The sequence below is a fragment of the Sphingomonas sp. CBMAI 2297 genome (assembly GCF_029870595.1).
GTDB lineage: Bacteria > Pseudomonadota > Alphaproteobacteria > Sphingomonadales > Sphingomonadaceae > Sphingomonas.
Genome location: NZ_JAPDIR010000001.1, coordinates 185,424 through 209,166, shown reverse-complemented (window position 1 = coordinate 209,166; position 23,743 = coordinate 185,424). Strand labels below are relative to the sequence as shown.

General features: G+C 68.8%; 24 protein-coding genes and 1 tRNA gene. 13 read left to right on the top strand and 12 right to left on the bottom strand.

The annotated features are described in order from the left end of the window. Positions 1 to 8 precede the first annotated feature (8 nt). A complete protein-coding gene (locus OMP43_RS01085) occupies positions 9 to 308 on the top strand; it encodes a DUF1153 domain-containing protein (RefSeq protein WP_086127932.1) in 300 nt (99 codons plus the stop codon). 180 nt (positions 309 to 488) lie between these two features. Next, positions 489 to 746 carry a GlsB/YeaQ/YmgE family stress response membrane protein gene (locus tag OMP43_RS01080; RefSeq protein WP_280277642.1) on the top strand — a complete coding sequence of 86 codons (258 nt, stop codon included), beginning with the start codon at positions 489 to 491 and terminating at the stop codon, positions 744 to 746. A 61-nt stretch (positions 747 to 807) separates the two neighbouring features. Here OMP43_RS01080 and OMP43_RS01075 read toward each other — a convergent pair whose 3' ends face one another. Then, a complete protein-coding gene (locus OMP43_RS01075; RefSeq protein WP_280277640.1) occupies positions 808 to 1,530 on the bottom strand; it encodes an SIMPL domain-containing protein in 723 nt (240 codons plus the stop codon). A 79-nt stretch (positions 1,531 to 1,609) separates the two neighbouring features. Further along, positions 1,610 to 1,870 (bottom strand): GlsB/YeaQ/YmgE family stress response membrane protein, encoded by a 261-nt coding sequence (locus OMP43_RS01070; protein WP_280277639.1) that lies wholly within the window; start codon positions 1,868 to 1,870, stop codon positions 1,610 to 1,612. A 247-nt stretch (positions 1,871 to 2,117) separates the two neighbouring features. Between OMP43_RS01070 and OMP43_RS01065 the strand changes: the two genes are divergently transcribed. From OMP43_RS01065 to OMP43_RS01055, 3 genes are read left to right on the top strand one after another with little or no spacing between them, the layout of a single operon-like run. Next, complete coding sequence (locus OMP43_RS01065; RefSeq protein ID WP_280277638.1) at positions 2,118 to 3,314, top strand: efflux RND transporter periplasmic adaptor subunit; 1,197 nt, start codon at positions 2,118 to 2,120, stop codon at positions 3,312 to 3,314. 10 nt (positions 3,315 to 3,324) lie between these two features. Next, on the top strand, positions 3,325 to 6,480 hold the full coding sequence (locus tag OMP43_RS01060; RefSeq protein ID WP_280277637.1) for an efflux RND transporter permease subunit: 3,156 nt from the start codon (positions 3,325 to 3,327) through the stop codon (positions 6,478 to 6,480). Positions 6,481 to 6,517: 37 nt separating this feature from the next. Then, on the top strand, positions 6,518 to 7,774 hold the full coding sequence (locus OMP43_RS01055) for a DUF445 domain-containing protein (RefSeq protein ID WP_280277636.1): 1,257 nt from the start codon (positions 6,518 to 6,520) through the stop codon (positions 7,772 to 7,774). A 30-nt stretch (positions 7,775 to 7,804) separates the two neighbouring features. On the opposite strand, the gene OMP43_RS01050 is transcribed toward OMP43_RS01055, so the two are convergent. Next, positions 7,805 to 8,476, bottom strand: a complete 672-nt coding sequence (locus tag OMP43_RS01050; RefSeq protein ID WP_280277634.1) for an HAD-IB family phosphatase — start codon at positions 8,474 to 8,476, stop codon at positions 7,805 to 7,807. Between the two features lie 61 nt (positions 8,477 to 8,537). On the opposite strand from OMP43_RS01050, the gene OMP43_RS01045 reads away from it, so the two are divergent. Genes OMP43_RS01045 through OMP43_RS01030 form a run of 4 tightly spaced genes read left to right on the top strand, consistent with a single transcriptional unit; the run spans position 8,538 to position 12,038 of the window. Next, positions 8,538 to 9,650 (top strand): ABC transporter permease, encoded by a 1,113-nt coding sequence (locus tag OMP43_RS01045; protein WP_280277633.1) that lies wholly within the window; start codon positions 8,538 to 8,540, stop codon positions 9,648 to 9,650. Further along, positions 9,647 to 10,465, top strand: a complete 819-nt coding sequence (locus tag OMP43_RS01040; RefSeq protein WP_280277632.1) for an ABC transporter ATP-binding protein — start codon at positions 9,647 to 9,649, stop codon at positions 10,463 to 10,465. Before OMP43_RS01045 ends, OMP43_RS01040 begins: the two co-directional genes overlap by 4 nt. Further along, entirely contained in the window at positions 10,465 to 11,430 is a 966-nt protein-coding gene (locus OMP43_RS01035; RefSeq protein ID WP_280277630.1) for an MlaD family protein, read from the top strand. The genes OMP43_RS01040 and OMP43_RS01035 overlap by 1 nt, the downstream gene beginning before the upstream one ends. A gap of 8 nt (positions 11,431 to 11,438) precedes the next feature. Then, positions 11,439 to 12,038: an ABC-type transport auxiliary lipoprotein family protein gene (locus OMP43_RS01030; RefSeq protein ID WP_280277629.1), complete on the top strand. Its 600-nt coding sequence runs from the start codon at positions 11,439 to 11,441 to the stop codon at positions 12,036 to 12,038. A 92-nt stretch (positions 12,039 to 12,130) separates the two neighbouring features. Here OMP43_RS01030 and OMP43_RS01025 read toward each other — a convergent pair whose 3' ends face one another. Further along, a complete protein-coding gene (locus OMP43_RS01025; protein WP_280277628.1) occupies positions 12,131 to 13,006 on the bottom strand; it encodes a peptidylprolyl isomerase in 876 nt (291 codons plus the stop codon). Between the two features lie 77 nt (positions 13,007 to 13,083). Here OMP43_RS01025 and OMP43_RS01020 point away from each other — a divergent pair. After that, positions 13,084 to 13,174 (top strand) — tRNA-Ser (locus OMP43_RS01020). Positions 13,175 to 13,271: 97 nt separating this feature from the next. Here the strand turns inward: OMP43_RS01020 and OMP43_RS01015 are convergent. Continuing rightward, entirely contained in the window at positions 13,272 to 14,366 is a 1,095-nt protein-coding gene (locus OMP43_RS01015) for a membrane dipeptidase (RefSeq protein ID WP_280277627.1), read from the bottom strand. Between the two features lie 88 nt (positions 14,367 to 14,454). Then, complete coding sequence (locus tag OMP43_RS01010) at positions 14,455 to 15,228, bottom strand: helix-turn-helix transcriptional regulator (RefSeq protein ID WP_280277626.1); 774 nt, start codon at positions 15,226 to 15,228, stop codon at positions 14,455 to 14,457. 77 nt (positions 15,229 to 15,305) lie between these two features. On the opposite strand from OMP43_RS01010, the gene OMP43_RS01005 reads away from it, so the two are divergent. Then, positions 15,306 to 16,535: an MFS transporter gene (locus OMP43_RS01005; RefSeq protein ID WP_280277625.1), complete on the top strand. Its 1,230-nt coding sequence runs from the start codon at positions 15,306 to 15,308 to the stop codon at positions 16,533 to 16,535. Positions 16,536 to 16,575: 40 nt separating this feature from the next. Here the strand turns inward: OMP43_RS01005 and OMP43_RS01000 are convergent, their stop codons facing one another. The 5 genes from OMP43_RS01000 to OMP43_RS00980 form a co-directional block, all read right to left on the bottom strand. Further along, positions 16,576 to 17,610, bottom strand: a complete 1,035-nt coding sequence (locus OMP43_RS01000) for a copper resistance protein B (RefSeq protein WP_280277624.1) — start codon at positions 17,608 to 17,610, stop codon at positions 16,576 to 16,578. Then, positions 17,607 to 19,511: a copper resistance system multicopper oxidase gene (locus OMP43_RS00995; protein WP_280277622.1), complete on the bottom strand. Its 1,905-nt coding sequence runs from the start codon at positions 19,509 to 19,511 to the stop codon at positions 17,607 to 17,609. The genes OMP43_RS01000 and OMP43_RS00995 overlap by 4 nt, the downstream gene beginning before the upstream one ends. 92 nt (positions 19,512 to 19,603) lie before the next feature. Beyond that, complete coding sequence (locus OMP43_RS00990) at positions 19,604 to 20,170, bottom strand: RNA polymerase sigma factor (protein WP_280277620.1); 567 nt, start codon at positions 20,168 to 20,170, stop codon at positions 19,604 to 19,606. Further along, positions 20,167 to 20,607: a periplasmic heavy metal sensor gene (locus OMP43_RS00985; RefSeq protein WP_280277618.1), complete on the bottom strand. Its 441-nt coding sequence runs from the start codon at positions 20,605 to 20,607 to the stop codon at positions 20,167 to 20,169. Before OMP43_RS00985 ends, OMP43_RS00990 begins: the two co-directional genes overlap by 4 nt. Then, the gene (locus OMP43_RS00980) at positions 20,604 to 20,870 is read right to left on the bottom strand and encodes a hypothetical protein (protein WP_280277616.1); all 267 of its coding nucleotides are present in this window, start codon (positions 20,868 to 20,870) and stop codon (positions 20,604 to 20,606) included. The genes OMP43_RS00985 and OMP43_RS00980 overlap by 4 nt, the downstream gene beginning before the upstream one ends. Before the next feature lie 185 nt (positions 20,871 to 21,055). On the opposite strand from OMP43_RS00980, the gene copC reads away from it, so the two are divergent. Both copC and copD read left to right on the top strand, forming a co-directional pair. Then, positions 21,056 to 21,424, top strand: a complete 369-nt coding sequence (copC, locus tag OMP43_RS00975) for a copper homeostasis periplasmic binding protein CopC (RefSeq protein ID WP_280277615.1) — start codon at positions 21,056 to 21,058, stop codon at positions 21,422 to 21,424. Between the two features lie 3 nt (positions 21,425 to 21,427). Then, positions 21,428 to 22,345 (top strand): copper homeostasis membrane protein CopD, encoded by a 918-nt coding sequence (gene copD / locus OMP43_RS00970; protein WP_280277613.1) that lies wholly within the window; start codon positions 21,428 to 21,430, stop codon positions 22,343 to 22,345. A 52-nt stretch (positions 22,346 to 22,397) separates the two neighbouring features. On the opposite strand, the gene OMP43_RS00965 is transcribed toward copD, so the two are convergent. Beyond that, positions 22,398 to 23,687, bottom strand: coding sequence for an Hsp70 family protein (locus OMP43_RS00965; protein WP_280277611.1), 1,290 nt, complete (start codon positions 23,685 to 23,687; stop codon positions 22,398 to 22,400). Positions 23,688 to 23,743: the final 56 nt, after the last annotated feature.

The window sequence follows — 23,743 nt, the reverse complement described above, 5'->3', positions numbered from 1 at the left end:
GCGAGTAGATGATTGAGAATCAAAAGATCCGTCCGGCGAAGGTGATTGGCCCCCTTGGCGAGCCGCTCACGCTCGAGACGCTGCCCCCGCCCGAGACGACTCGCTGGGTCGTGCGCCGCAAGGCGGAAGTGGTGGCAGCCGTGAACGGCGGCCTGCTCAGCGTCGACGAGGTCTGCGAGCGCTACGGCCTCACCGTCGAGGAATTCGCGGGCTGGCAGCGCGCGATCGATCGCTCGGGCATGCCGGGCCTGCGCGTGACCCGCATCCAGCATTATCGCTCGCTCTACGAGCGCCAGCAGAAATACTGAGCCTCTCCCTCGAGGCGCAATATCGGCCCGTCCCCGGCACGCCGGGGCGGGCCCTTTTCTTTCCGGAAGCCGCGAAAAGTTCCGGGCGGCCCGAAAATTTCGGTACGGAACCAACATGACCGTCCACTCATTTTCTTTCCGTCGCCCGATCCACGGGCCGAAACAACGGAGGGACTTATGGTGGGTCTTATCGTTTGGCTGGTCATCGGCGGCGTCGTCGGCTGGCTCGCCAGCATCGTGATGCGTACCGATGCCCAGCAGGGCATTTTCCTGAACATCATCGTCGGGATCGTCGGCGCCTTTATCGGCGGCTGGCTGTTCTCGAGCGGCGACATCAACAGCGGCGTGATCACTCCGACCACGTTCCTGGTGTCGCTGGTGGGCGCGATCATCCTGCTCGCGCTGGTGAACCTGGTCCGCCGCGGCTCGCTGCGCTGAGCCCCGACGCCCGCATGCAAAAAGGGCCGCCCCGCCAGGGACGGCCCTTTTTCATGACCGGTTACTTGAGCAGGAAGCGCACGGTGACGGTGACGTTGAGCTCGCGCTCGCCCGCCGCCACTTCGGTCTTGTCCGCCATCGGCGCCGCGGCGACTCGCATCATCATCACCGGCATCGGCGGGTTGGGCAGCGCCCCGCCCTCCGAGATCGCCAGGATGCGATCGACCTTGAGCCCCGCCGCCCGGGCATAGAGCTCCGCCCGCGCCCGCGCCTTCGTCACTGCGTCCACCCGGGCTTCGTCGAGCGCGCCCTCGGGCTTGTCGACCGTCAGCTCGGGACCGGAGATGTTGTTGGCGCCCTCGCGCACCAGCGTGTCGAGGATCGTGCCGCTCTTCGCCACGTCGCGGAAACGCACCGAGACCTGGTTCGAGGCCTGGTAGCCGGTGATCACCGGCGGCTCGTTCTGCGCATAGCGATATTGCGGCGAGAGGCCGATCGTCGCGGTCTGGATGTCACGCTCGGCGATGCCGGCCTTGCGCAGCGCGGCCAGCACCTTGGTCATCCGGGCGCTGTTCTGCTGCATCGCCTCCGCGGCGGTCGCCGCCTGGGTGACCACGCCGGCCTGGATCACCGCCAGGTCGGGCACGCGCGTGCTGATCCCGGTGGCGCTCACGTCCAGCACCGTACCGTCGAGCAGCACGGGGCGCATTTCCTGCTGCGCGGCGGCGGGCAGGGCCGCGACCGTGAGCAGTGCGGCGGAAGTGGCAAGAACAGTCCGAATCATCGATACGCTCCAAAAACGATTTGTCCCGCGCCGGCCTTGCCGCACGCGGGACAAATGGAAGCTGAACGAAACCGGGCCCTCAGACCCGGCGGACCATGACGAGCCGGTACAGCGCCAGCAGCACCACCGAGCCGACGGTCGCCGCGGCATAGGCCTGCCAGGTGCTGTCCCGCACCTCCAGACCGAGCATCGGCGTCAGGTAGAAGGCCAGCAGCGCACCGGCGATGCCGATCAGGATCGTGACGATCACGCCGCCAGGGTCCTTGCCCGGCATGATCAGCTTGCCAAGCGCTCCGGCGACGAGGCCGATGAGCAGCCATCCGATAATCCCATGAGGCATTGAATCCCTCCTCGATTCGGCCCGTCTCCCCCGGACCGCGCGCGAACGTCGCGCCGTAACGCCGTCATTGCAACCGTTTCTTGCTGGAAATGGTTCGGGAGGCATTCCCGATACTTGCGAAATAAGGCCGAAACGGGCATTTGCCCGCCCCAAGCGAAACGGCTCTTGTGGCCGGTGCCTTATTCATCTAATACAGTGCGATCTCATTGGGGGGCAGCGGCCATTCGGCCGGATCGGAATGTCGCACATGAATTACGAGGCAGGGATGTTCGGACGACAGGAGCGGCTGGAATATAGTGGTGAGGGAGCGCCGAAGTCGCGGCGCTGGCTGTGGATCACGCTGGCCGTAGTGGTGCTGGTCGGCATTGCCGCGTTCTTCATGATGGGCAAGCAGGACGGCGCCGCCGGCAAGGCGGCGGGCAAGGGCGGGTCCCAGCAGGCCAGCCAGTCCCAGATCCCCACGGTCACCATCGCCGTTCCCGGCCGCCAGGCGGTCCAGACGGTGATCAGCGGCACCGGCAGCCTCGCCGCCAAGCGCGAGATGCCGGTGGGCGTGGTCGGCGAAGGCGGCCTGGTCACCCGCGTGCTCGTCGAGCCCGGCACCTGGGTCGCCAAGGGGCAGGTCCTCGCCACCGTCGACCGTTCGGTCCAGGTGCAGACCGCCGATTCGCTCGCCGCCTCGGTGCGCGTTTCCGAAGCCGACGCCAAGCTCGCCCAGGCCAATCTCGATCGCGCAAAGGCCCTGGTCTCGAACGGCTTCGTCTCCAAGGCCGATATCGACCGGCTGACCGCCGCGCGCGACCAGGCCTCCGCCCGGGTCCGCGTCGCCCGCGCCCAGCTCGCCGAGACTCAGGCGCGCAACCACCGGCTCGACATTCGCGCGCCGGAAGCCGGCCTGGTGCTCACCCGCCAGGTCGAGCCGGGCCAGATCGTCAGCGGCGGCTCGGGCGTGCTCTTCCGCATGGCGATGGGCGGCCAGATGGAGCTGCGCGCGCAGCTGGCCGAGGCGGATCTCCTGCGCACCCATGTCGGCTCCACCGCGCAAGTGACGCCGACCGGCAGCACCCAGGTGTTCAGCGGCACGGTGTGGCAGGTCTCGCCGGTGATCGATCCGAGCACCCGCCAGGGCATCGCCCGCATCCAGCTCAGCTATGATCCGGCGCTGCGCCCGGGCGGCTTCGCCAGCACGCAGATCATCACGGGCGCGCAGGATGCGGTGATCCTGCCCCAGTCGGCGATCCAGACCGACGCGCAGGGCAATTATGTCTACACGCTCGACGCCAAGAACCAGGCCGTCCGCACCGCCGTCGTCACCGGCGAGGTGACCGATGCCGGCGTCTCGATCGCCCGGGGCCTGACCGGCAGCGAGCGCGTGGTGCTCACAGCGGGCGCGTTCCTGAATCCGGGGCAGAAGGTCATCCCCCAGCCCCTCAAGAAGCAATAGGATCCTCGCGATGAGCTTCCGGAACATCTCCGCCTGGGCGATCCGGAACCCGGTTCCGCCGATCGTCCTGTTCCTGTTCCTCACCGTCGCGGGGCTGGTCAGCTTCTCGCGGATGGACGTGAACAACAATCCGGACATCGACTTCCCGGTCGTCTGGATCTCGATCAGCCAGCCGGGCGCCGCGCCGAGCGAGCTCGAGACGCAGATCACCCAGCAGGTGGAAAGCGCAGTGCGCAGCCTGCAGGGCATCGACGAGATCAACTCGACGGTGACCGAGGGCAATTCGACCACTGTCGTGCAGCTGGCGATCGGCACGCCGATCGACCGCGCGGTGGAGGATGTGCGCAGCGCGATCCAGCAGGTTCGCGGCAACCTGCCCGACGGCATCCTGGAGCCGCAGATCGGCCGCGTCGATTCGGCCAGCGACAACGACATCGCCAGCTTCACCGCGATCGCGCCCGACATGACCGTCGAGCAGCTGAGCTGGTACATCGACAACACGGTCGCCAAGAGCCTGCTCTCGATCGAGGGCATGTCGGCGGTGAACCGCAACGGCGGCGTCAACCGCGAGATTCGCGTCCAGCTCGATCCCGCCAGGCTCCAGTCCTATGGCCTCACCGCCAGCCAGGTGAACCAGCAGCTGCGCCAGGTGAACATGAACGCGGCGGGCGGTCGCGCCGAGATCTCCGGCTATGAGCAGTCGGTCCGGGTGCTCGGCAACGCCAAGGACGCCTATACGCTGGGCCAGACCCAGATCGCGCTCGGCGGCGGCCGCACCGTCCGCCTGGCCGACATCGCCAGCGTGACCGACAGCTATGCCGAGCTGCGCAGCGCGGCACGGTTCAACGGCCATGCGGTGATCTCGTTCGACATCCAGCGCGCCAAGGGCGCCTCGGACGTGACGATCTATCACGAAGCCCAGAAGAAGCTGAAGCAGCTCGAGAAGAACAACGACAAGGTTCATTTCGAGCTGCTGGCCAATTGGAGCAAATACGCCGAGCAGCAATATGATTCGGCGATGGAGGCGATGATCGAGGGCGCCGTCCTCGCCGTCATCGTGGTGCTCATCTTCCTGCGCGACTGGCGCGCGACGGTGATCTCGGCGCTGGCCATCCCGCTCTCCTCGATCCCGGCCTTCTGGTTCATGGACCTGCTGGGCTTCACGCTGAACCAGATGACCCTGCTCGCGCTGTCGCTGGTGGCGGGCGTGCTGGTCGACGATGCGATCGTGGAGATCGAGAACATCGTCCGGCACATGCGCATGGGCAAATCGGCCTATCAGGCATCGATCGACGCGGCCGACGAGATCGGCATCGCGGTGCTCGCCACCACCATGTCGATCGTCGCGGTGTTCCTGCCGGTCGGCCTGATGCCGGGCATCTCGGGCCAGTTCTTCAAGAATTTCGGCCTGACCGTGGTCGCCTCGGTGCTGATGAGCCTTGCCGTGGCGCGCCTCGTCACGCCGATGATCGCGGCCTATTTCCTCAAGGCCAAGGGCCATGCCTCGCACGGCGAAGGCCGGATCATGGACGCCTATGTGAAGCTGCTGCGCTGGACGCTGCACCATCGCTGGTCGGCGATCCTCGGCTTCTTCCTGTCGCTGGTCATGACCGTCGGCTTCTTCTTCATCCTGCCGATGACTTTCCAGCCGACGCAGGACGAGGACCAGGTGAGCGTCAATGTCGAGATGGTGCCGGGCACCACGCTGGAGCAGACCGATCGCGTCGTCCGCCAGGTCGCCGAGCGGCTGCGCACCGAGCCGAACGTGGAGAATCTCTACGAGCGTGCCGGTGTCGGCAATGGCCGCGTGCTGGTCATCTTCAAGGACAAGCGCACCGAGACGAGCGACGCGTTCACGCGCCGCCTCGCGCCGGAGCTGCTCAAGATCCCCGATGCGCGGGTGGGCTTCCGCGCCCAGGGCGGCTGGGGCTCGAGCGGCCGCGCGCTGACCATCACGCTCGGCGGCGAGGATCCCGCGCTGCTCACCAAGACCGCGCTCACGCTGGTCGAGCAGATGTCGAAGATGCCCGAGCTGGTGGCGCCGCGCATCGCGGGCGACCTCAACCGGCCCGAGATCGTGATCAAGCCCCGGCTCGACCTGGCGGCGAATCTCGGCGTCACCACGGCGGCGCTCTCGAGCGCCATCCGCATCGCGACGCTGGGCGACATCGACCAGAACAGCGCGAAATTCTCGCTGACGGATCGCCAGATCCCGATCCGGGTGGCGCTCCAGGAGAATGCCCGCGCCAAGCTCGACACGATCAAGAACCTGCCGGTGCAGACGCAGAATGGCGGTTCGGTCCAGCTCGGCACCGTGGCGGACATCGCCTTCGGCACCGGCCCGACCAAGATCGAGCGGCTGAACCTGCAGCGGCGCGTCGTCGTCGGCGCCGACCTGGCGACCGATCCCAAGACGGGCAAGGCCGTGGTCTCGGGCGTGGCGCTCGAGAAGATCCACCAGCTGCCGATCATGAAGGCCCTGCCGATCGGCGTGGCGGAAATGACCGTCGGCAGCGCCAAGTGGCAGGCGGAGATGGTGAAGAACTTCGTCATCGCGCTGATGTCGGGCGTGTTCCTGGTCTTCGCGGTGCTGGTGCTGCTCTATCGCCGCTTCATGTCGCCGCTGGTCAACATGGGCTCGCTGCTCAACGCGCCGCTGGGCGGGCTGATCGCGCTGTGGATCGCCGGCCAGCCGATCTCGATGCCGGTGCTGATCGGCGCGCTGATGCTGTTCGGCATCGTCGCGAAGAACTCGATCCTGCTGATCGACTTCGCGCTGGAGGAGATGGCCAAGGGCGTCGACAAGTTCACCGCGATCGTCGACGCCGGGCACAAGCGCGCCCAGCCGATCCTGATGACGACGGTGGCGATGGTCGCCGGCATGATCCCGACCGCGCTCTCGCTCAACGGCGACGGCTCGTGGCGCGCGCCGATGGGCATCACCGTGATCGGCGGCCTGATCCTGTCGACGCTGCTCACCCTGGTGATGGTGCCGGCGCTGTTCAGCCTGGCGGTCGGGCTCGAGCAATGGCTCGGACCGCGCCTGTCGCGCCGCCTGCTCACCTTCCGGCCAGGCGACGACGGCAGCCGCGTCATCGGCCATGGCCAGGGCGGCGGGACCATCGAGCACAAGCCCGGGGACGACGCGCCGCAACCCGCGGAGTGAACTTGATCCCGTCTGATGTATTGGGGAGTGCGTGACCATGTTGCGCACTCCCCTTTCGTCCGAGCCGATCCCCGCCGGCCTGCGCCGGATGCGGCTGGTCGCGACCGGCCTGCTGGTGGCGATGGCCGCCCTGTTCCTCCTCACCCGCGCCTTCGACCATGCGCATCCGGCGATCGGCTATGTCCGCGCCTTTGCCGAGGCGGCGATGGTGGGCGGGCTGGCCGACTGGTTCGCGGTGACGGCGCTGTTCCGCCACCCGCTCCGCCTGCCCATCCCCCACACCGCGATCATCCCGCGCAACAAGGACCGGATCGCGAGCACCCTCGCCCAGTTCCTGCGCGACAATTTCCTCACGCCCAAGGTGGTCGCCAGGCGGATGCAGCGGCTCGACGTGGCGGGCGCGGCCGGGCGCTGGCTCGCCAATCCGGTGCACGCCGATGGCCGGATCGGGCGCAGCGCCGGGCGCCTGGCCGCCGATTTCCTCGAATCGCTCGACCAGGAGCGGCTGGGCGGCATGGCCAAGGGTGCGATCGCCGCCCGGCTGCGCGCCATCGACGTGGCGCCGCTGTTCGGCCAGGCGCTCGGCGCCGCCATCGCCAATGGCCGCCACCTGCCGCTGCTCGACGGCATGATCCGCTGGGCGGCCAAGGTGCTCGCCGCCAACGAGCACATGATCCGCGAGATGGTCCACAACCGCGCCGGCGCGGTCATGCGCTGGACCGGGCTCGACGAGACGCTGGCCAACAAGATCATCGAGGGGCTCGACAAGCTGCTCGGCGAAATGGCCGAGGACCCCGGCCATCCGCTGCGCGCCAAGGCCGAGGAGGGGCTGGAACGGCTCGCCCATGACCTGCAGCACAAGCCCGAGCTGCGCGAGAAGGTGGAGGCGTTCAAGCTCGAGATGCTCGAGAACCAGGCCTTTCAGCGCTGGATCGACGGGCTGTGGGAGACGAGCCGTGTCGCCCTGCTCCGCCTTGCCCGCGATCCCGGCAGGGCCCTGGGCGGGCGGATGGGCGAGACGCTGCGCCAGTTCGGCGTCACGCTGCAGCAGGATCGCAAGCTCGCCGAGACGATCAACCGCTTCGCCCGGCGCAGCGCCGTCGGCGCGGCCGCCGATTATGGCGACGGCATCGTCCGCCTCGTCTCCGACACGATCAAGGGCTGGGACGCGCGGACGATCACCGGCCGGCTGGAAAATGCCGTCGGCCGCGACCTCCAATATATCCGGATCAACGGCACCCTGGTGGGCGGGCTGGTCGGCGTGCTCATCCACACGGTCGACGCGTTTCTCTAGCCGATGCCGCTCGCCCGATGCGCCACGAACCTATCGCCAGTCGAGCAGCGGCCAGCCCCGCTCCGCGGCCAGCCTGCGCAGCGGCCCATGCGCGTTGACCGCGAAGCCCTCGTCCGCCCAGCCGAGCAGGGGCGCGTCCGAGACGTGATCCGAATAGGCGCGGACATGGGCGCCGCCCCGCGCGATCCCCTGTTCCGCCATCCAGCTCTCGATCCGGCGGAGCTTTGCGGGCCCGTAACAGTTATCCCCCTCTATCAGGGAGAGAATCCGGCCTTGCCCATCGCGCTTCGCTTCGGTTGCGATCACATCGTCAAAGCCCAGCAGGTGCCCGATCGCGGCGGCGTAATAGCCGTGCGAGGCGGTTGCCATGACGAGGCGATAGCCCGCCGCGCGGTCTGCCGCGATCCGCGCGCGCGCGCCGTGCAGCACGCCGTGCGCCGCTTCGCGCGCGGCGAACGCTTCCGCCACGCGCGCCATCTCCTCGGGAGGCAAGGCCCCGCCGAGCAGCAGCCGCTGCGAGAATTGCTTGAGGCCGGCGCGATCGGTCAGCTGGAGCAGACAGGCGACCCCGGCCACGCCCACCGCCGGAAACAATGCCAGCCGCCACGGTGCCCGGATCCGCGCCGCCATCGCCAGGAAGCGCGTCCAGGTCGGCGCGGCGGTGATGGTCTTGTCCATGTCGTAGATTGCGAGAAACTGCATTGAAGCATCTACGAGCGGCAACGCTTGCCGATCCAGCCCGAATCGCGGAAAGGTGCCGGCGATGAGCGTCCTGGCCGACTTCGAACGGGTTGATTCCGACAGCGGCGGGGCGGTGCTCCGCTTCACCGGCAATTTGTCGCTCGCCAGCCTGGGCGACCTTCCCGACCGGCTCGACCGGGTCGATGGCGAGGTCGCGCGGCTCGACCTGTCGAAAGTGGAGCGGATCGACACGGTCGGCGCCTGGGTGATCCATCGCTTCGCCCGCGACCGGGAAGCCGCGGTCGAGGGCCTCCAGCCGGCCAGCCAGCATCTGTTCGACCAGGTCGTCGCCGCCGAGCATCCGATCGAGCTGCCGCCCAAGCCGGAGAGCCCCTTCATCCATCTGCTCGCCGAGATCGGCGACGCGATATTCACCGCGGCGCACACGCTCTACGGCCTGCTCGGCTTTCTCGGCGCCACGGTGATCGCCTTTTGGAACGTCGCGACTCATCCGCGCCGCTTCCGCTTCCATGCGACGGTGCATCGCTTCGAGGTGGTCGGCGTCTCCGCGCTCGGCATCATCGGGCTGATGAGCTTCCTGATCGGCGTGGTGATCGCGCAGCAGGGCGCGGTGCAGCTCCGCCAGTTCGGCGCCGAGGTCTATACGATCAACCTGGTCGGCCGGATCACCTTGCGCGAGCTCGGCATCCTGATGACCGCGATCATGGTCGCCGGCCGCTCCGGATCGGCCTTCGCCGCCCAGATCGGCACGATGAAGCTCACCGAGGAGATCGACGCGATGCGCACGATCGGCGTCTCGCCGATGGAAGCGCTGGTGGTGCCGCGCACGATCGCGGTGGTGACGATGCTGCCGCTGCTCGGCTTCTATTCGGCGCTGATCGCGATCATCGGCGGCGGCTTGCTCTGCTGGGTCCAGCTGGGCATCCCGCCCATCACCTTCGTCCAGCGCGTTCGCGAAGTGGTGCCGCTCAACGATCTCTGGGTCGGGCTGATCAAGGCGCCGGTGTTCGGCGCGATCATCGCCATCGCCGGCTGCTTCCAGGGCATGCAGGTGGAGGGCGATGCCGAGCAGGTCGGCCGGCGCACCACCACCGCGGTGGTCCAGGCGATCTTCCTGGTCATCGTGCTCGACGCCTTCTTCGCCGTCTTCTTCAGCCAGATCGGGTGGATATGAACGACTCCACCGCCTCCGCGCCGGACGACATCGTCATCCGCGTCCGCGATCTGAAGAACGGCTTCGGCGACCAGATCGTCCATGACGGGCTGAATCTCGACGTGCGCCGCGGCGAGATCCTGGGCGTGGTCGGCGGCTCGGGCACCGGCAAGTCGGTGCTGATGCGCTCGATCATCGGGCTGCAGACGCCGATGGAGGGCGAGATCGAAGTGTTCGGCGAGAACACGATCGGCCGCGACGAGACCGAGGCGACCGCGATCCGCCGGCGCTGGGGCATCCTTTTCCAGGGCGGCGCGCTGTTCTCCACGCTCACCGTGTCGGAGAATGTCCAGGTCCCGCTCAAGGAATATTATCCGCAGCTCGATCCGGCGCTGCTCGAGGAGATCGGCGCCTACAAGGTGGTGATGACCGGCCTGCCGCCCGAAGCCGCGCCCAAATATCCCGCCGAGCTTTCGGGCGGCATGAAGAAGCGCGCCGGCCTGGCCCGCGCGCTCGCGCTCGATCCCGAGCTGCTGTTCCTCGACGAGCCCACCGCCGGGCTCGACCCGATCGGGGCCGCGGCGTTCGACGAGCTCACCGCCTCGCTCCAGAAGACGCTGGGGCTCACCGTGTTCCTGATCACGCATGATCTCGACACGCTCTACGCCATCTGCGACCGGGTCGCGGTGCTGGCGGACCGGAAAGTGATCGCAGTCGGAACGATTCCCGAGCTGCTCGCCTTGGATCATCCATGGATCCAGGAATATTTCAACGGACCGCGCGGGCGCGCGGCAGTCGCCGGCAGCAAGGCGAATCGAGCTGAGGACAGGGGCTGATGGAAACTCGATCGAATCACGTGCTCGTCGGCGCCGTCGTGCTGATCCTGCTCGCGGTGCTCGCCCTGTTCATCATCTGGCTCGCCCGGCTGAGCGGCGGCAACGAGCGCGAGTACGACATCTTCTTCCGCCAGTCGGTCGACGGGCTCAGCGCGGGCTCGGCAGTGTCCTTTTCGGGCGTGCCTTCGGGCCAGGTGAAGTCGATCGAGTTCTGGAAGCCCGATCCGCAGCTGGTGCGCGTGCGCGTCTCGGTGCGCAACGAAGTGCCGATCCTCGAAGGCACCACCGCGACGATCCAGAGCAGCTTCACCGGCCCCAGCACCGTGCAGCTCGAAGGCGCGGTGAAGGGCGCCCCGCCGATCAAATGCCCGCGCGAGCATCCCGAGGCCGCGTGCCCGCTCGGCGTGCCGGTGATCCCGACCAAGCCGGGCGGCCTGGGCGCGATCTTCTCCTCGGCGCCCAAGCTGCTCGAGCGGCTGACCACGCTCACCGAGCGGCTGACCGAGCTGATGAGCGACAAGAACCAGGCCTCGATCGCCGGCATCCTGGCGAACACCAACCGGCTGACCGACGCGCTTGCCGATCGCGGACCCGAGATCGCCGCCACGCTGGCCGAGACCCGGGTCGCGATCCAGAAGTTCGGCACCGCCACCGAGCAGATCGGCGAGCTGGCCAAGACGACCAACGGCGTGGTGGCCGACGACGTCAAGCCGACCATCGCCAATCTCAACCAGACGATCGCCTCGGCCAAGAAGAGCATGGACACGCTCGAGGCGATGCTGGGCGATGCGCGGCCGGGCGTGCAGGCCTTTTCGAAGAAGACCGTGCCCGAGATCGGCCAGCTGATCCAGGATCTGCGCCAGATGGCGCAATCGCTGTCCTCGGTCGCCGACAAGATCGACCAGGGCGGCGCGAGCAGCCTGGTCGGCAGCCCGAAGCTCCCTGACTACAAGCCCAACAAGTGAGGCCCGCGATGAAGAAGCTCGCCCTGCTCCTGCTGGCCGCCCCGTTCGCCGCCGCGCTCTCCGGCTGCGTCTCGTTCGGGGGCAAGCCGCCCAAGGTGCCGTTCCTCACGCTCGAGGCCGCCGAGCAGATCAAGCCCGGCGACGTGCAGACGCCCGCTTCGGGCACCACGGTGACCGTGCTGTTCCCGACGGTGCCGCACGAGCTGGCGACGACGCGGGTGCCGGTCCATTCGGGCGAGAATGCCGTCGCCTATGTGAAGGACGCGCAATGGGTGGAGGCGCCGCCGCGCCTGTTCGCGCGGCTGGTGGGCGATACCATCGCGGCGCGCACCGGCCGGCCGGTGCTGAGCTATCGCCAGTCGCAGATCGATCCCGGCGCGGTGCTCTCGGGCGAGCTGCGCCAGTTCGGCGTGGATGCCGACAGCAACGAGGCGGTCGTCCAGTTCGACGCGCTGCTGGTGCAGGGCGACGATGCCACCAAGTTCCAGAAGCGCCGCTTCGAAGCGCGCGCGCCGCTTGCCGAGGTGACGCCCGATCTGGTCGCCAAGGCGCTCAACCAGGCGGCGAACCAGGTTGCGGTCCAGGTGGCCGACTGGGTGGGGAAATAGGAGTTTATCCGTCGTCCCGGCGAAAACCGGGATCTCGGGCGGCGCTTTTCCCGCCTTCGCCTGGGATCCCGGTTTTCGCCGGGACGGTGGCCTTATTGTGCCCGGCGCACCGCCGGCAGCGCGTTGCACACGTCGACGCCGCCCATCGGCACGGTGAAGAAGGCGCCGTCGCGATTCTCGCGCGCCTTGATCCAGGCGGCGAAGCGGGGATTGTCGGTGGCGCGATATTGGAAGCGCGGGCGCTCGTCCTGCGGCAGCTGGCTGGCCAGGCGAACCGAGAGGATCGGCGTCGGCGCCTGGTCCTTGGCATAGACGCCGAGCTGGGCGGTGCCGCGCGGCAGGCTGGAGAGCCATTGCATGCCCTCCACGATCCGGCCGACGATCGCGATGTTGCGGTCGAGCGGGCGCGGGGCGTGGCCGATCACTGTGTAGAGTTCGGCGCCGCTGCCGGTGGAGGGGGCGAGGTCGCGGGCGACGCCGACCATCGAATAGCAATGGGTGAGCGAGCTCACCGCGCCGTAATTGGCGAGCGGCCAGCCATCGGCGCTGAGGCCGGTCTTCGCGGCATAGCTGTCGGGCCTGGCAAAGGCGAAGCTCTTCACCGCGTCGAAGCCGGGCCATTCATATTCGGCGGGCGGGTTCTCGATCACGCCGGGCGGGAGCGCGGTCTTGTCGTCGCCGCCGCCCCATTGCGTCACGTAATTGTCCTGCACCCGGTAGACGCTGGTGCCGTCCCACCAATGCGCCTCGGCGAGCCTGCGGATGTTGGCGACATGCGCGGGGGCGTAGCGCGGGGCGAGGCGGATGAAGACCTGGCGGCCGCCCTGCAGCGTCATCACCAGCATCTCGTTATCGGGAATCGCCTTCCAGTCCTCGGGCGCGGGATCGGCCGGCGACGGGGCGGCGGCGGTCTGGGCGGCGGCGGGAAGGACGGCGAACGCGGCAAGCGCTAGGATCGGCTTCAGCATGGCGCGAGAGTGGCACGGCACCACCTGCTTGCCTAGGCCTTCGCCAATCGCTAGGGCACGCAACTTCCAGAGCATGCGGAGCGGTGGCCGAGTGGTCGAAGGCGCTCGCCTGGAAAGTGAGTATACGGCAAAACCGTATCGAGGGTTCGAATCCCTCCCGCTCCGCCATTCACGCCCACCCAAGGGCCCGCAAAAACCCTTGGAACTTGCCGGAAGGCCGCAGAAAAAGCCCATTGCGGCAAAGATCCCGGCGGGGTGGGGGCGCCTATCCGAGGACGTCGGTCAGAAGCCGCTTCCAGTTCTCGCCCATGATCTTGTCGACCTCGCGCGGACGAAAGCCCTCCTGTTCGAGCGCCCGTGAAATCCGTGCCATCCGGTCGATGCGATTGAGTTCCGGAATCACAACGTGCTCGGGCGTCCATTCGAACCCGGGCACGCCCTGGCGCCGCAAGCCGCGCCACCAGTCGAGATATTCCTGCACGCCCTTGCCATTGTCGTTCCCCAGCTTGATCAGATTGGGCTGGCCGGCCATCGGAAAGTCGTTGGCCACGCCGACCGCCTCCAGGCCGCCCACTTTCACGACATGGCGGACCTGCGCCACATAGTCGGCGACCGTCGGCGGATTCCGGCGCGTGAGCCAGAAGCTCATCATGAAGATGCCCATCACGCCGCCGCGCTCGGCGATCGCGCGGATCACTTCGTCGGGCGCGCAGCGCGGATGATCGACGATCGCCCGCGCCGCGCCATGGCTCAGCGCTATCGGCGTCTTCGACCGCGTCGCCGCCTCGATCATGGTCGGGACCGAGCCGTGCGAGACATCCGGCACTATCCGCAGCCGGTTCATCTCGGCCAGGCCCTCGATGCCGAGCGGCGTGAGACCGGTCTGCCGAGTCTCCAGCGCGCCGCCCGCGAACAGGGTGTCGTTGTGATGGGTGAACTGCAGGACGCGCAGGCCCTTTTCGTGGAAATAGGCGATCCGCGAGAGATCGCGCGCGATCATCTCGGTCGACTGGAACTGCAGGAACACCGCGCAGCCGGGGCGGGCCCCGATCTCGCTGCCCTTCCTGGCGAGATAGGCGAACGGCGTGCGCCGCAGCCGTTCGACGGCCTTGTCGATCGCCGGATCATTGGCCGCGAAGTTCCGGCTGTAGCGGGGAACGCCGTCCGCATCGCGGGTCGCGATCAGATCGGAGACATCGGCGATCATCCCGCCCAGTCCGGCAGCGGCAATCTGGCTCAGATCCCCGGGAAGGAAACTCAACGAATCGAAGAACAGCCGGCTCCGCCCCCTGTCTCGCGCCAGGGCGGGTGCTCCCAAGGTGGCCGCCAGCGCGCCCGCAACCGATCGCCTCGTCCACATCACGCTTCCTCCCGGCCCTTTGGCGATTTCATAACCGCGCTCGCCCCCGACATGCCAGCCCCGCCACGCGCGCGGCACGGCGGTCGCGTCACTGGCGATAGCGGCTCGGCGGCGCCCCCAGCACGCGCTTGAACATGGTCGAGAAATTGGCGGGGCCTTCATAGCCGAGGTCCAGCGCGACCGCGGTGACCGGCTCTCCCGCGGCGAGCCGCGGAAGCGCGACCGAGAGACATGCCTGCTGGCGCCACTCGGCGAAGCTCATGCCGGTCTCGCGGCGAAAGAGCCGGGTGAAGCGGCGGCGATTCATCGCGAGCGCATCGGCCCATTCGTCGATCGTGGCGCTCACCCGCGGCGCTTCGAGAAAGCCATGGCATTGCGCGGCCAGCGCCGCATGGCGCGGGAACGGCACGAGGATGGGGATGATCGGCGCGCGATCGATCTCCGCCACCAGCAACTGCATCACCAGCCCGTCGCGCCCCGCCTCGTCATACTCGACCGGCACTTCCGCCGCGCAGACCAGCAGCTGGCGCAGCAGCGGCGAGACCGCGACGACGCGGCACGCGCCGCCCAGCGACGGGCAGGCCGCCGCCTCGATCAGCACGCTGCGGGTCTGGACCGCGCCGACCATGCGCACCGAATGGGGCGTTCCGGCCGGTATCCATACCGCGCGCTCGGGCGGTGCCACCCATGCGCCTTCGGGCGTGCTGACCGCGACCACGCCGCTGGCGGCATAGAGGAACTGGGCGCGGCGATGCTGGTGCTCGGCCAGCTCGAACGAGGGGGGATAATCATTGCCGATGCCGACCACCGGGCGCGGAACATCCTCGTAATCGTCGGGCGCACGATAGTGCGACTGTCCCATCATCAAAATAATTTATCCCATATGGCGAAGCGGGACGCTTTCTGGACCGCTAGTGCCGCGCTCACAAGGAGTGAATTATGAGCGACACCCGTGCAGCGACGATGGATGCCCCGCCGGCGGAGATGAACGGCACGGTGTTCGGCGTGATCGTCGCGATCAGCTTCTGCCACTTGCTGAACGACATGATGCAGTCGCTGCTTCCCGCGATCTATCCCAATCTCAAGACCGATCTGGGGCTGAGCTTCGGCCAGATCGGCCTGGTGACGCTCGCCTATCAGATCACCGCGTCGATCCTGCAGCCGCTGATCGGGCTGTACGCGGACAAGCGGCCCACGCCGCTGGCGCTTCCCGGCGGCACGCTCTTCTCGCTGGCGGGGCTGGCGATCCTGTCGGTCGCGCACAGCTATGGCATGGTCCTGGCGGGCGCGGCGCTGCTCGGCATCGGCTCCTCGGTCTTCCATCCCGAATCCTCCCGCGTGGCACGCATGGCCGCGGGCCAGCGCCACGGCCTTTCCCAGTCGCTGTTCCAGGTCGGCGGCAATGCCGGCCAGGCGCTCGGCCCGCTCGCCGCCGCGCTGGTGGTGGTGCGCTGGGGCCAGTCGAGCCTCGCCTTCTTCGCGCTGCTGGCGCTGCTCTCGGGCGCGGTGCTGTGGAACGTCGCCGCCTGGTATCGCCATCACGGGCTGGCGCGGCTTGATGCCGGGCGCCGCGCATCCATGGCCGAGCTGCTTCCCAGGGGGCATGCGACGCGCGGCATCCTGATCCTGCTCGCGCTGATCTTCTCCAAATATGTCTATCTCGCCAGCCTCACGAGCTATTTCACCTTCTACCTGATCCATCGCTTCCAGGTGTCGGTGCAGAGCGCCCAGCTCTATCTGTTCGCCTTCCTGGCGGCGGTGGCGGTCGGCACGATCGCGGGCGGGCCGCTGGGGGATCGGTTCGGGCGCAAATATGTGATCTGGTTCTCGATCCTCGGCGCTCTGCCCTTCACGCTGCTGCTGCCCTATGTCAGCCTGTTCTGGACCGGCGTGCTGGTGCTGCCGATCGGCCTGATCCTGGCCTCCGCCTTCCCCGCGATCGTGGTGTTCGCGCAGGAGCTGGTGCCGGGCAAGGTCGGCATGATCTCGGGCCTGTTCTTCGGCTTCTCCTTCGGCATGGGCGGGCTCGGCGCCGCCGCGCTGGGATGGCTCGCCGACACGACCAGCATCGAGACGGTGTACCAGATCTGCGCCTTCCTGCCCGCGATCGGCCTGCTGACGGCGCTGCTTCCCAACATCGAGCGGAAGGACGATCGGGCATCGCGCTGACCGCCCCCGGCGATCCCGGGAAGCGCGGCGGCGGCCGGCTTCAGAACCAGAAGCGGAGGCCCGCCACCAGGCCGAGCGCCGATGGCTTCTCGCCATCGGCCCGGGCATAGTCCGCCGTGCGCCCCGCCTTCGCTTCCCAGGAAAGGCCGACATAGGGAGCGAAGCGCCGCGCGATCTCGTAGCGCAGCCGCAGGCCGAGTTCCGCGCTGGTCAGCCCGGTGCCGATGTGCTGCGCCGGCATGTCCTGGGCCGAGAAGTTGAACTCGGCGCGCGGCTGGAGGATCAGCCGCTGGGTGATGCGCTGGTCGTAATAGCCGCCCAGCCGGCCGAGCAGCTCGCCCCTGGTCGACAGGAAGACCGCCCCCTCGACTTCGAACATATAGGGCGCCATCCCCTCGAACCCGAGCGCGGCATAGGTCCGCGCCGGCCCCGGCCGGAAATCGTGCCGCACGCCGGCCTGCAAGTTGAAATAGGGATCGATGGCGCGGCTGTAGAGCAGCTGGACCTCGGCGCTCTCGATGCCGCCGCGAACCAGGCCCTCGCCTTCGCTCTTCACCGTCAGACGATTGACGTCGCCGCCGAACCAGCCCTCGCCCTCCCAGCGATAGGCGTCGCCCCTCGGGCGCGGCTGGAACTCGGCGAGATTGAACAGGACGGAGCCGAGGGGCCGCCCGCCCATCTCGCGCATCGAGGCCTTGCGCGATCGCTCCATGTCGGATGCCGGGAAGAAGCGGTCGGCATAATGGTCGGCCGGCGGCGCCGGGGCCGGGGCGTCGCCCGCCTCGAGCGCGGTGCCGGCCGCCTGCATCGCGGGCGTCGTCCCATGATCCATGGCGCCGTGATCCATGGCGCCATGGTCCATCCCGCCATGATCCATCGGCTGCGCGTCCGCCGGCTTGTCGGTGCCGGGCGGCGCATCCTGTCGCGGCGCGGCGTTTTCCGGCGCGGGCGCGGGCTTCGGCTTCGCGGGGGCCTTCGGCATCGGCATGCCGTGCATGGAATGATCCTGCGCCGCCGCCGGCGCGCCCGCCGCCAGCAGGGCACCGCTGGCGAGGATCGCGGCGCGCCGGATCATGCCGGGCCTCCCTTCGGCCGCACGCTCACGGTCCGCATCATCCCCGCCATCATGTGATACAGGAGGTGGCAGTGGAACGCCCAGTCGCCCACCGCGTCGGCGGTGAAGTCCCAGGTCACCTTGCCGCCGGGCTGCACGATCACCGTATGCTTGCGCGGCGCATGGTCGCCATGGCCGGTGACCAGCTCGAAGAAATGCCCGTGCAGGTGGATGGGATGGGCCATCATCGTGTCGTTGATCAGATTGACCCGCACCCGCTCGCCCTCGACGAAGGGAAAGGGCTCCATGGTGTCCGACATCTTCACCCCGTCGAACGCCCACATGAAGCGCTCCATGTTGCCGGTGAGATGGATGTCGAGGCTGCGCGACGGGGCGCGGACATCGGGGTTCCGATCGAGCGCCATCAGGTCCTTGTAGACCAGCACGCGGTGGCCGACATCCTCCAGCCCCTGGCCGGGCTCTCCGGTGCGATCCATCGGCATCGGCGAGATGGTCTGGACGCCGGGCGTCTTCCGCACCTCGGGCGCATAGGAGAAATCGCGCATCCGCATGGCGCCCATGTCCATGCCGGCCATGTCCGCGCCGGGCGCGCCGCCATGCGTGGAGTGATCCATCCGCGAATGGTCCATCCCCGCCATGTTCGCGGCCGCCTCGGCCACGCCGCCGAGCCTGGCCGAGGCGTTCCGCTCCGCGCTGGGATCGACGCCGCGCGCCGCCGGCATCGCGCCGTGCGACATGCCCTGCATGCCGCCGGACGCGGCGCCGCCGCCATGGTCCATCGACGACATGTCCATGCCCATGTCCTTCATCGTCGCCAGCGGGCGCGGGCGCAGCGGCGGCACCGCGGCCGCCATGCCGGGCCGGGGCGCCAGCGTGGCGCGCGCCATGCCCGAACGATCGACCGCCTCGCCGACCAGCGTGAACGCCCGGTCCTCTGCCGGCGTGACGATCACGTCATAGGTCTCGGCGACACCGATCTGGAACTCGTCGACCTCTACCGGCACGACATGCTGGCCGTCGGCCTGCACGATGGTGAGCCGCAGTCCCGGAATGCGCACGTTGAAGCTGGTCATCGCCGAGGCGTTGACGATGCGAAGCCGCACCCGCTCGCCCGGCTTGAACAGCGCGGTCCAGTTGTCGAACGGCCCGTGCCCGTTGACGAGATAGGTATAGGCGGCGCCGGTCACGTCGGAGATGTCCGCGGGATCCATCCGCATCTTGCCCCATTCGGCGCGGTCCTTGCCCTTCTGGTCGCGCCCGGCAAGCAGGCCCGCCAGCGTCTGGCGCTGATAATTGTAATAGCCCGGCATCGCCTTCAGGTTGCGGAAGATCGCCTCGGGGCTGGACCGACTATGATCGGACAGCAGGATCACATGCTCGCGATCGTAGCGAACGGGATCGGGGCCGGCGGGATCGATGATCAGCGGGCCGTAGAGGCCGAGCTGCTCCTGCCCCCCGGAATGGCTGTGATACCAATAGGTGCCGTTCTGCCGGACCGGAAACTCGTAGAGGAAGGTCGAGCGCGGCGCGATGCCGGGGAAGGAAACGCCGGGCACGCCGTCGAACTGGGCCGGCACGATCAGGCCGTGCCAGTGGATCGAGCTGTCCTCGTCGAGCGCGTTCTCGACGTGCAGGCGGACATTCTGCCCTTCCCGCAGGCGGATGAGCGGCGCCGGCACGGTGCCGTTGACGCCGATCGCCCGATATTGCCGGCCGTCGATCGCCATGCGCTGCCGGGCGATCCGGAGCCTGATGTCCTCGCCGGAAACGGTCGGCAAGTCGGGCGCCAGGCCGGGGGAGACGCTCTGGGCCCAGGCGGGCATCCATGCGGCGAGCGCAAGCCCGCCGGCGCCAAGCCCGGCTCCGCGCAACAGCCTCCGCCGGTCCATCGTCTTCGTCATCATCACCCCTGTGCTGGGAATAGTTCTTTCCATCCGGTACGCGGCAGCGCCCGCCACCCCTCGCGGATCCGCCCGGACCGGGCCGCGGCGGATCAGCGCCCCAGCATCTCGCCCAGCCTGATGCGGGCGCGGCGGAGGCGCATCTCGACGGCCTTTCCGGTGATCCGCAGCACCGAGGCGGCCTCCGCCTGGCTCATGCCCTCGATCGCATGCAGCACGAGCGGCTCGCGAAGCGATGCGGGAAGCGCGGCGATCGCGCGGCGGAGCCGGGCGAGTTCCTGGCGGTCGGCGGCCACCACTGCCTGGTCGGGCCGGTCGTCGGGCATCGCCCCGGCGACGTCGTCGATGTCGCGGGCGAAGGTGAAGAACCGGCGCACCGTCCGGCGACGCGCCCAGTCACGGCATTTGTTGAGCGCGATCGTGGCAAGCCAGCCGCGCATCGGCCGCGCCGGATCATAGCGGCGCAGCGCCCGGTGCGCCGAGAGAAAGGTTTCCTGGACAAGGTCCAGCGCCTCGTCGGCATCGGCGATATTGCCGAGGACCAATCGATAGACATGGCTGCGATGGCGGCGCACGATCTCGGCATAGGCGGCGTCGGTTCCCGCCACGGCGAGCGTGACGAGGTCGCCGTCGGACAGGGAACCGTAATCCGACCTCACCGCGCGTCGGCGGTGAGCGCATGAACCACCGCACGGTCGAACACGGCCTGCTGATCGGGCCGCAGGATTTCCCGCATCGCGAAGATATGCGCCAGCGTTTCCTTCTGCAGCTCCCCCATCGCGCGATGCGACGCATCGACGGCGGCGGTCACGCGCGGGCCGATGCCGTGCTCGGCCGCGATCGCCTCGGCCAGCCGGGCATTGTCCGACTTCATCTCGAGCTCCAGCGCCTGGCGGCGGACCGCGAAGCTCTGCTCGAGTAGCGCGAGCCGTGCCTTCTGCCCGTCGTCCAGCGTCAACTGGTGGTGCAGGACCTCGTGGAGCTCCGATCCCTGATGGCCCTGCGCCGGGATCAGCGTGCGGCCCACCCAGACCCCGGCCACAGCGGCCAGAAAGGCAATGGCGGCGACGATGGCCGCGAGCCTCGCCTGCCTCATCGCTCGGCCAGCAGCAGCGTCGACGGCGCGAGCGAAGCGGCACCGCCAAAGGGCGCCGCGGCGGAAGCCGGCGAGGTGCCGGGGCCGGCCGCCACCGCGCCGAGCACCACGGCGCCGATGCCGGCGACGGCGGCCATCCGGACGCCGGCCCGCGCTTCGCGCCTTGCCCGCACGCCCGCCAGCACCGCGGCCTCCATGCCGTCGAGCCCGGGATGATCCGCGTTCGCCAGCTTGCGCAGCGTCGCGTCGATGTCGGTTTCCATTGTCCGCTCCAGTTCCCTTCGTTGCAATACGCAGGCGAGCGCGTGCACCCTCGCCCATCCTAATGGCGTTGCGGGCACCGGCACAGGGGTGAAGCGCGATCGACGGCCGCCTTTCGGATGAGGGATCGGTCCCGGCCCCGCGTATCGGTCGTGCCGGCATCTGGCCGGTTCATGGAGTCTCGACAATGCGCCTTGGAATCCTCACCGCCGCCGCGCTCTTGATGGCGACGCCCGCGCTGGCCCATCCGAAGCTGATGTCCGCCACCCCCGCGCCGGACTCGGTCGTCGCGGCCCCGACGCGGCTGCAGCTGGTGTTCTCGGAAGCGCTCGTCGACAAATTCTCGGGCGTCGACCTGGTGATGACCGACATGCCGGGCATGAAGATGTCCGCACCGATGAAGATGCAGCTCACCACCGCCTTGTCGCCGGACGGCAAGACCATGGTCGTGACGCTGGCGAAGCCCCTGCCCCGCGGCGCCTACAAGCTCGACTGGCACGCCGTCTCCAACGACACGCACCGGGTGCAGGGCAGCTACGCTTTCAAGGTGAAGTGAGACATGGACACGCTTGGCGTCGCCATCAGGTTCGCGCTCTATCTCGACCTGGCGGCGGCGTTCGGCGTGTCCTTCTTCGCGCTGTGCGCCGCCGGGGTGCGTGAGGCGCTGCCCCTGCGCGCCATCCTGATCGCGACGGGAATCATCGGGGTCGGATTGTCGATATTCGGCCTCGCGGTGATCGCGGCGGCCATGGCGGGCGTGCCGGTCGGGCAAGTGGATGCCGGCACCCTGTCGACGATCCTGACGGGCATGCCGCTGGGCAAGGCCTGGGCCGCCCGCATCGCCGGCCTCGCCCTCCTCGTCCTTGCGGCGTTCCGGATCGGGAAAAGGCCCGGCGCCGCGCTCGCCGCGGCGTCCATCGGCGGCGGGGCGGCGCTCGGCACCCTGGCCTGGGCGGGGCATGGCGCGATGGACGAAGGCGCGATCGGCTGGCTCCATCTGGGAGCCGATATCGCGCATCTCGTCGCCGCCGGGGCCTGGATCGGCGCGCTCCTCTCACTCCTCCTGCTGGTCGCACGCCCCGCCGCCCGCGCCGATGCCGGGCATCTCCGCACCACCCATCGCGCGCTCGACGGCTTCGCGCGCATCGGCACCGTCATGGTAGCGGTCATCGTCGCCAGCGGGATGGTGAACGCGTGGCTGCTCGTCGGGCCCGCCGGCGTGGCAAGCTTGCCCGGCACGCTCTACGGGCAATTGCTTCTCTGCAAGCTGGCGCTGTTCGCGGCGATGCTCGGCTTCGCGGCGGCGAACCGGTATCGCCTCACGCCCGCGCTCCTCGCGCGCATCGCAGCCGAAGACCATGACGGCGCCCTGGCCGCGCTGCGGATCAGCCTGGCCCTGGAAACCGCCTGCGCGGCGATCGTGCTGACGCTCGTCGCCTGGCTCGGCACGCTGGAGCCGATCCTCGCGACGGGTTGAGGCTCCGGCCCGTATCGGGCGCCATCCGCCGCATATCCCCGCCGGCTGCGCCTCAGGCCGCCCAGGCGGACACGTCCTCCTGGCCGCCGATCAGCGCCAGCCCATGGGCGATCGAAGTGAGTTCGCCGCCGGCGGCGATTCTCTCCGCGCCGAAACGCTCCTCGAACAGCCGGCGGACCCGGGGCGTGAGCGAGGTGCCGCCCGTCAGGAAGACGCGGTCGATCGCCGCCGCATCGATGCCGGCGAGCGCCAGCGCCCGGTCCACCGCCGCCTCGATCCGCGCCATGTCGGGTGCGATCCACGCCTCGAACGCGGCGCGGGTGACTTCGGCCTCGATCGCGAGATCGCCGCCCTCGAAGCGGAAATGCGCCGCGTCCGCCGTCGAGAGCGCCCGCTTGAGCGCGCCGACCGCATGATAGAGCTGATAGCCCAGCTCGCCTTCGATCACGGCGATCATCCGTCCGATCGCCTGCGGATCCAGCGCCGCGCGCCGGAGCTTCTCCAGCTCGGCCAGCGTCTTGCGGTTGCGCATCAGCGCGAGGCGCGACCAGTCGGAGAAATCGGCGAACCAGCCCGCCGGAATATCCAGCACCTTGTCGAACGAGCGATAGTGGCCGCCCTTGCCGAGCAGCGGCAGGATCAGATGCTCGACGATTCGCTGGTCGAACCGGTCGCCGGCGATGCCGACGCCGGCATGGGCGAGCGGCGAGCAGCGGCGCGGGGCGCCCGGCGCCTCGATCCGCACCACCGAGAAATCGCTGGTGCCGCCGCCGAAATCCGCCACCAGCACGGTCGCCGGCTCGGCGATCCGCGTCGCATAGCTGAATGCCGCGCCCAGCGGCTCATAGACATAATGGATCTCGGCGCCGAACCCGGCGAACATCGCGTCATAGCGCTGCCGGGCGAGCGCCTCGTCGGGCCGGCTGCCGGCATATTCGACCGGACGGCCGACCACCACGCGCCGCGCGCCGCCGGCCAGCGCCCCTTGCGCCCGCGCCGCCATCAGCGCCAGGAAGGTACGGCCCAGTTCCTCGAAGCGCAGCCTCCGCTCGAAGACGATCGCATGCTCGAAGCTCGCGCTCGCCGCGACCGACTTGAACGACTGGAGGAAGCGGCTGCCCTCGGGAAAGTCGAGATATTCGGCGATCGCCCAGGGCCCGGCCGCGACGCCGAGCCCGCCGCGCTCCGCTTCGTCCTGCCAGAAGCACAGCGCCGAGCGGAAAACGGGATCGGCGCGTTCGGGCCCGTCCAGCCGCACCAGCGTGGAACCTCCCTCGTCCGCCAGCGCGGCGACGGAATTGGTGGTGCCGAAATCGAAGCCTAGGGCGGGAAGCGCGGTCATGGTCCGGGCGCCTCTATCGTCCTGCATCGATCCTGCACAACCTCTCCTTGGCCTTC

Coding starts and splice junctions, on each gene's coding strand:
- OMP43_RS01030 (WP_280277629.1), top strand. CDS start 11,439: ATGAAGAAGCTCGCCCTGCTCCTGCTGGCCGCCCCGTTCGCCGCCGCG.
- OMP43_RS01040 (WP_280277632.1), top strand. CDS start 9,647: ATGAACGACTCCACCGCCTCCGCGCCGGACGACATCGTCATCCGCGTC.
- OMP43_RS00995 (WP_280277622.1), bottom strand. CDS start 19,511: ATGACGAAGACGATGGACCGGCGGAGGCTGTTGCGCGGAGCCGGGCTT.
- OMP43_RS00965 (WP_280277611.1), bottom strand. CDS start 23,687: ATGACCGCGCTTCCCGCCCTAGGCTTCGATTTCGGCACCACCAATTCC.
- OMP43_RS01005 (WP_280277625.1), top strand. CDS start 15,306: ATGAGCGACACCCGTGCAGCGACGATGGATGCCCCGCCGGCGGAGATG.
- copC (WP_280277615.1), top strand. CDS start 21,056: ATGCGCCTTGGAATCCTCACCGCCGCCGCGCTCTTGATGGCGACGCCC.
- OMP43_RS00980 (WP_280277616.1), bottom strand. CDS start 20,870: ATGGAAACCGACATCGACGCGACGCTGCGCAAGCTGGCGAACGCGGAT.
- OMP43_RS01070 (WP_280277639.1), bottom strand. CDS start 1,870: ATGCCTCATGGGATTATCGGATGGCTGCTCATCGGCCTCGTCGCCGGA.
- OMP43_RS01010 (WP_280277626.1), bottom strand. CDS start 15,228: ATGGGACAGTCGCACTATCGTGCGCCCGACGATTACGAGGATGTTCCG.
- OMP43_RS01060 (WP_280277637.1), top strand. CDS start 3,325: ATGAGCTTCCGGAACATCTCCGCCTGGGCGATCCGGAACCCGGTTCCG.
- OMP43_RS01055 (WP_280277636.1), top strand. CDS start 6,518: ATGTTGCGCACTCCCCTTTCGTCCGAGCCGATCCCCGCCGGCCTGCGC.
- OMP43_RS01025 (WP_280277628.1), bottom strand. CDS start 13,006: ATGCTGAAGCCGATCCTAGCGCTTGCCGCGTTCGCCGTCCTTCCCGCC.
- OMP43_RS01035 (WP_280277630.1), top strand. CDS start 10,465: ATGGAAACTCGATCGAATCACGTGCTCGTCGGCGCCGTCGTGCTGATC.
- OMP43_RS01085 (WP_086127932.1), top strand. CDS start 9: ATGATTGAGAATCAAAAGATCCGTCCGGCGAAGGTGATTGGCCCCCTT.
- OMP43_RS01075 (WP_280277640.1), bottom strand. CDS start 1,530: ATGATTCGGACTGTTCTTGCCACTTCCGCCGCACTGCTCACGGTCGCG.
- OMP43_RS01065 (WP_280277638.1), top strand. CDS start 2,118: ATGAATTACGAGGCAGGGATGTTCGGACGACAGGAGCGGCTGGAATAT.
- OMP43_RS01045 (WP_280277633.1), top strand. CDS start 8,538: ATGAGCGTCCTGGCCGACTTCGAACGGGTTGATTCCGACAGCGGCGGG.
- OMP43_RS01050 (WP_280277634.1), bottom strand. CDS start 8,476: ATGCAGTTTCTCGCAATCTACGACATGGACAAGACCATCACCGCCGCG.
- OMP43_RS01000 (WP_280277624.1), bottom strand. CDS start 17,610: ATGATCCGGCGCGCCGCGATCCTCGCCAGCGGTGCCCTGCTGGCGGCG.
- OMP43_RS00985 (WP_280277618.1), bottom strand. CDS start 20,607: ATGAGGCAGGCGAGGCTCGCGGCCATCGTCGCCGCCATTGCCTTTCTG.
- copD (WP_280277613.1), top strand. CDS start 21,428: ATGGACACGCTTGGCGTCGCCATCAGGTTCGCGCTCTATCTCGACCTG.
- OMP43_RS01015 (WP_280277627.1), bottom strand. CDS start 14,366: ATGTGGACGAGGCGATCGGTTGCGGGCGCGCTGGCGGCCACCTTGGGA.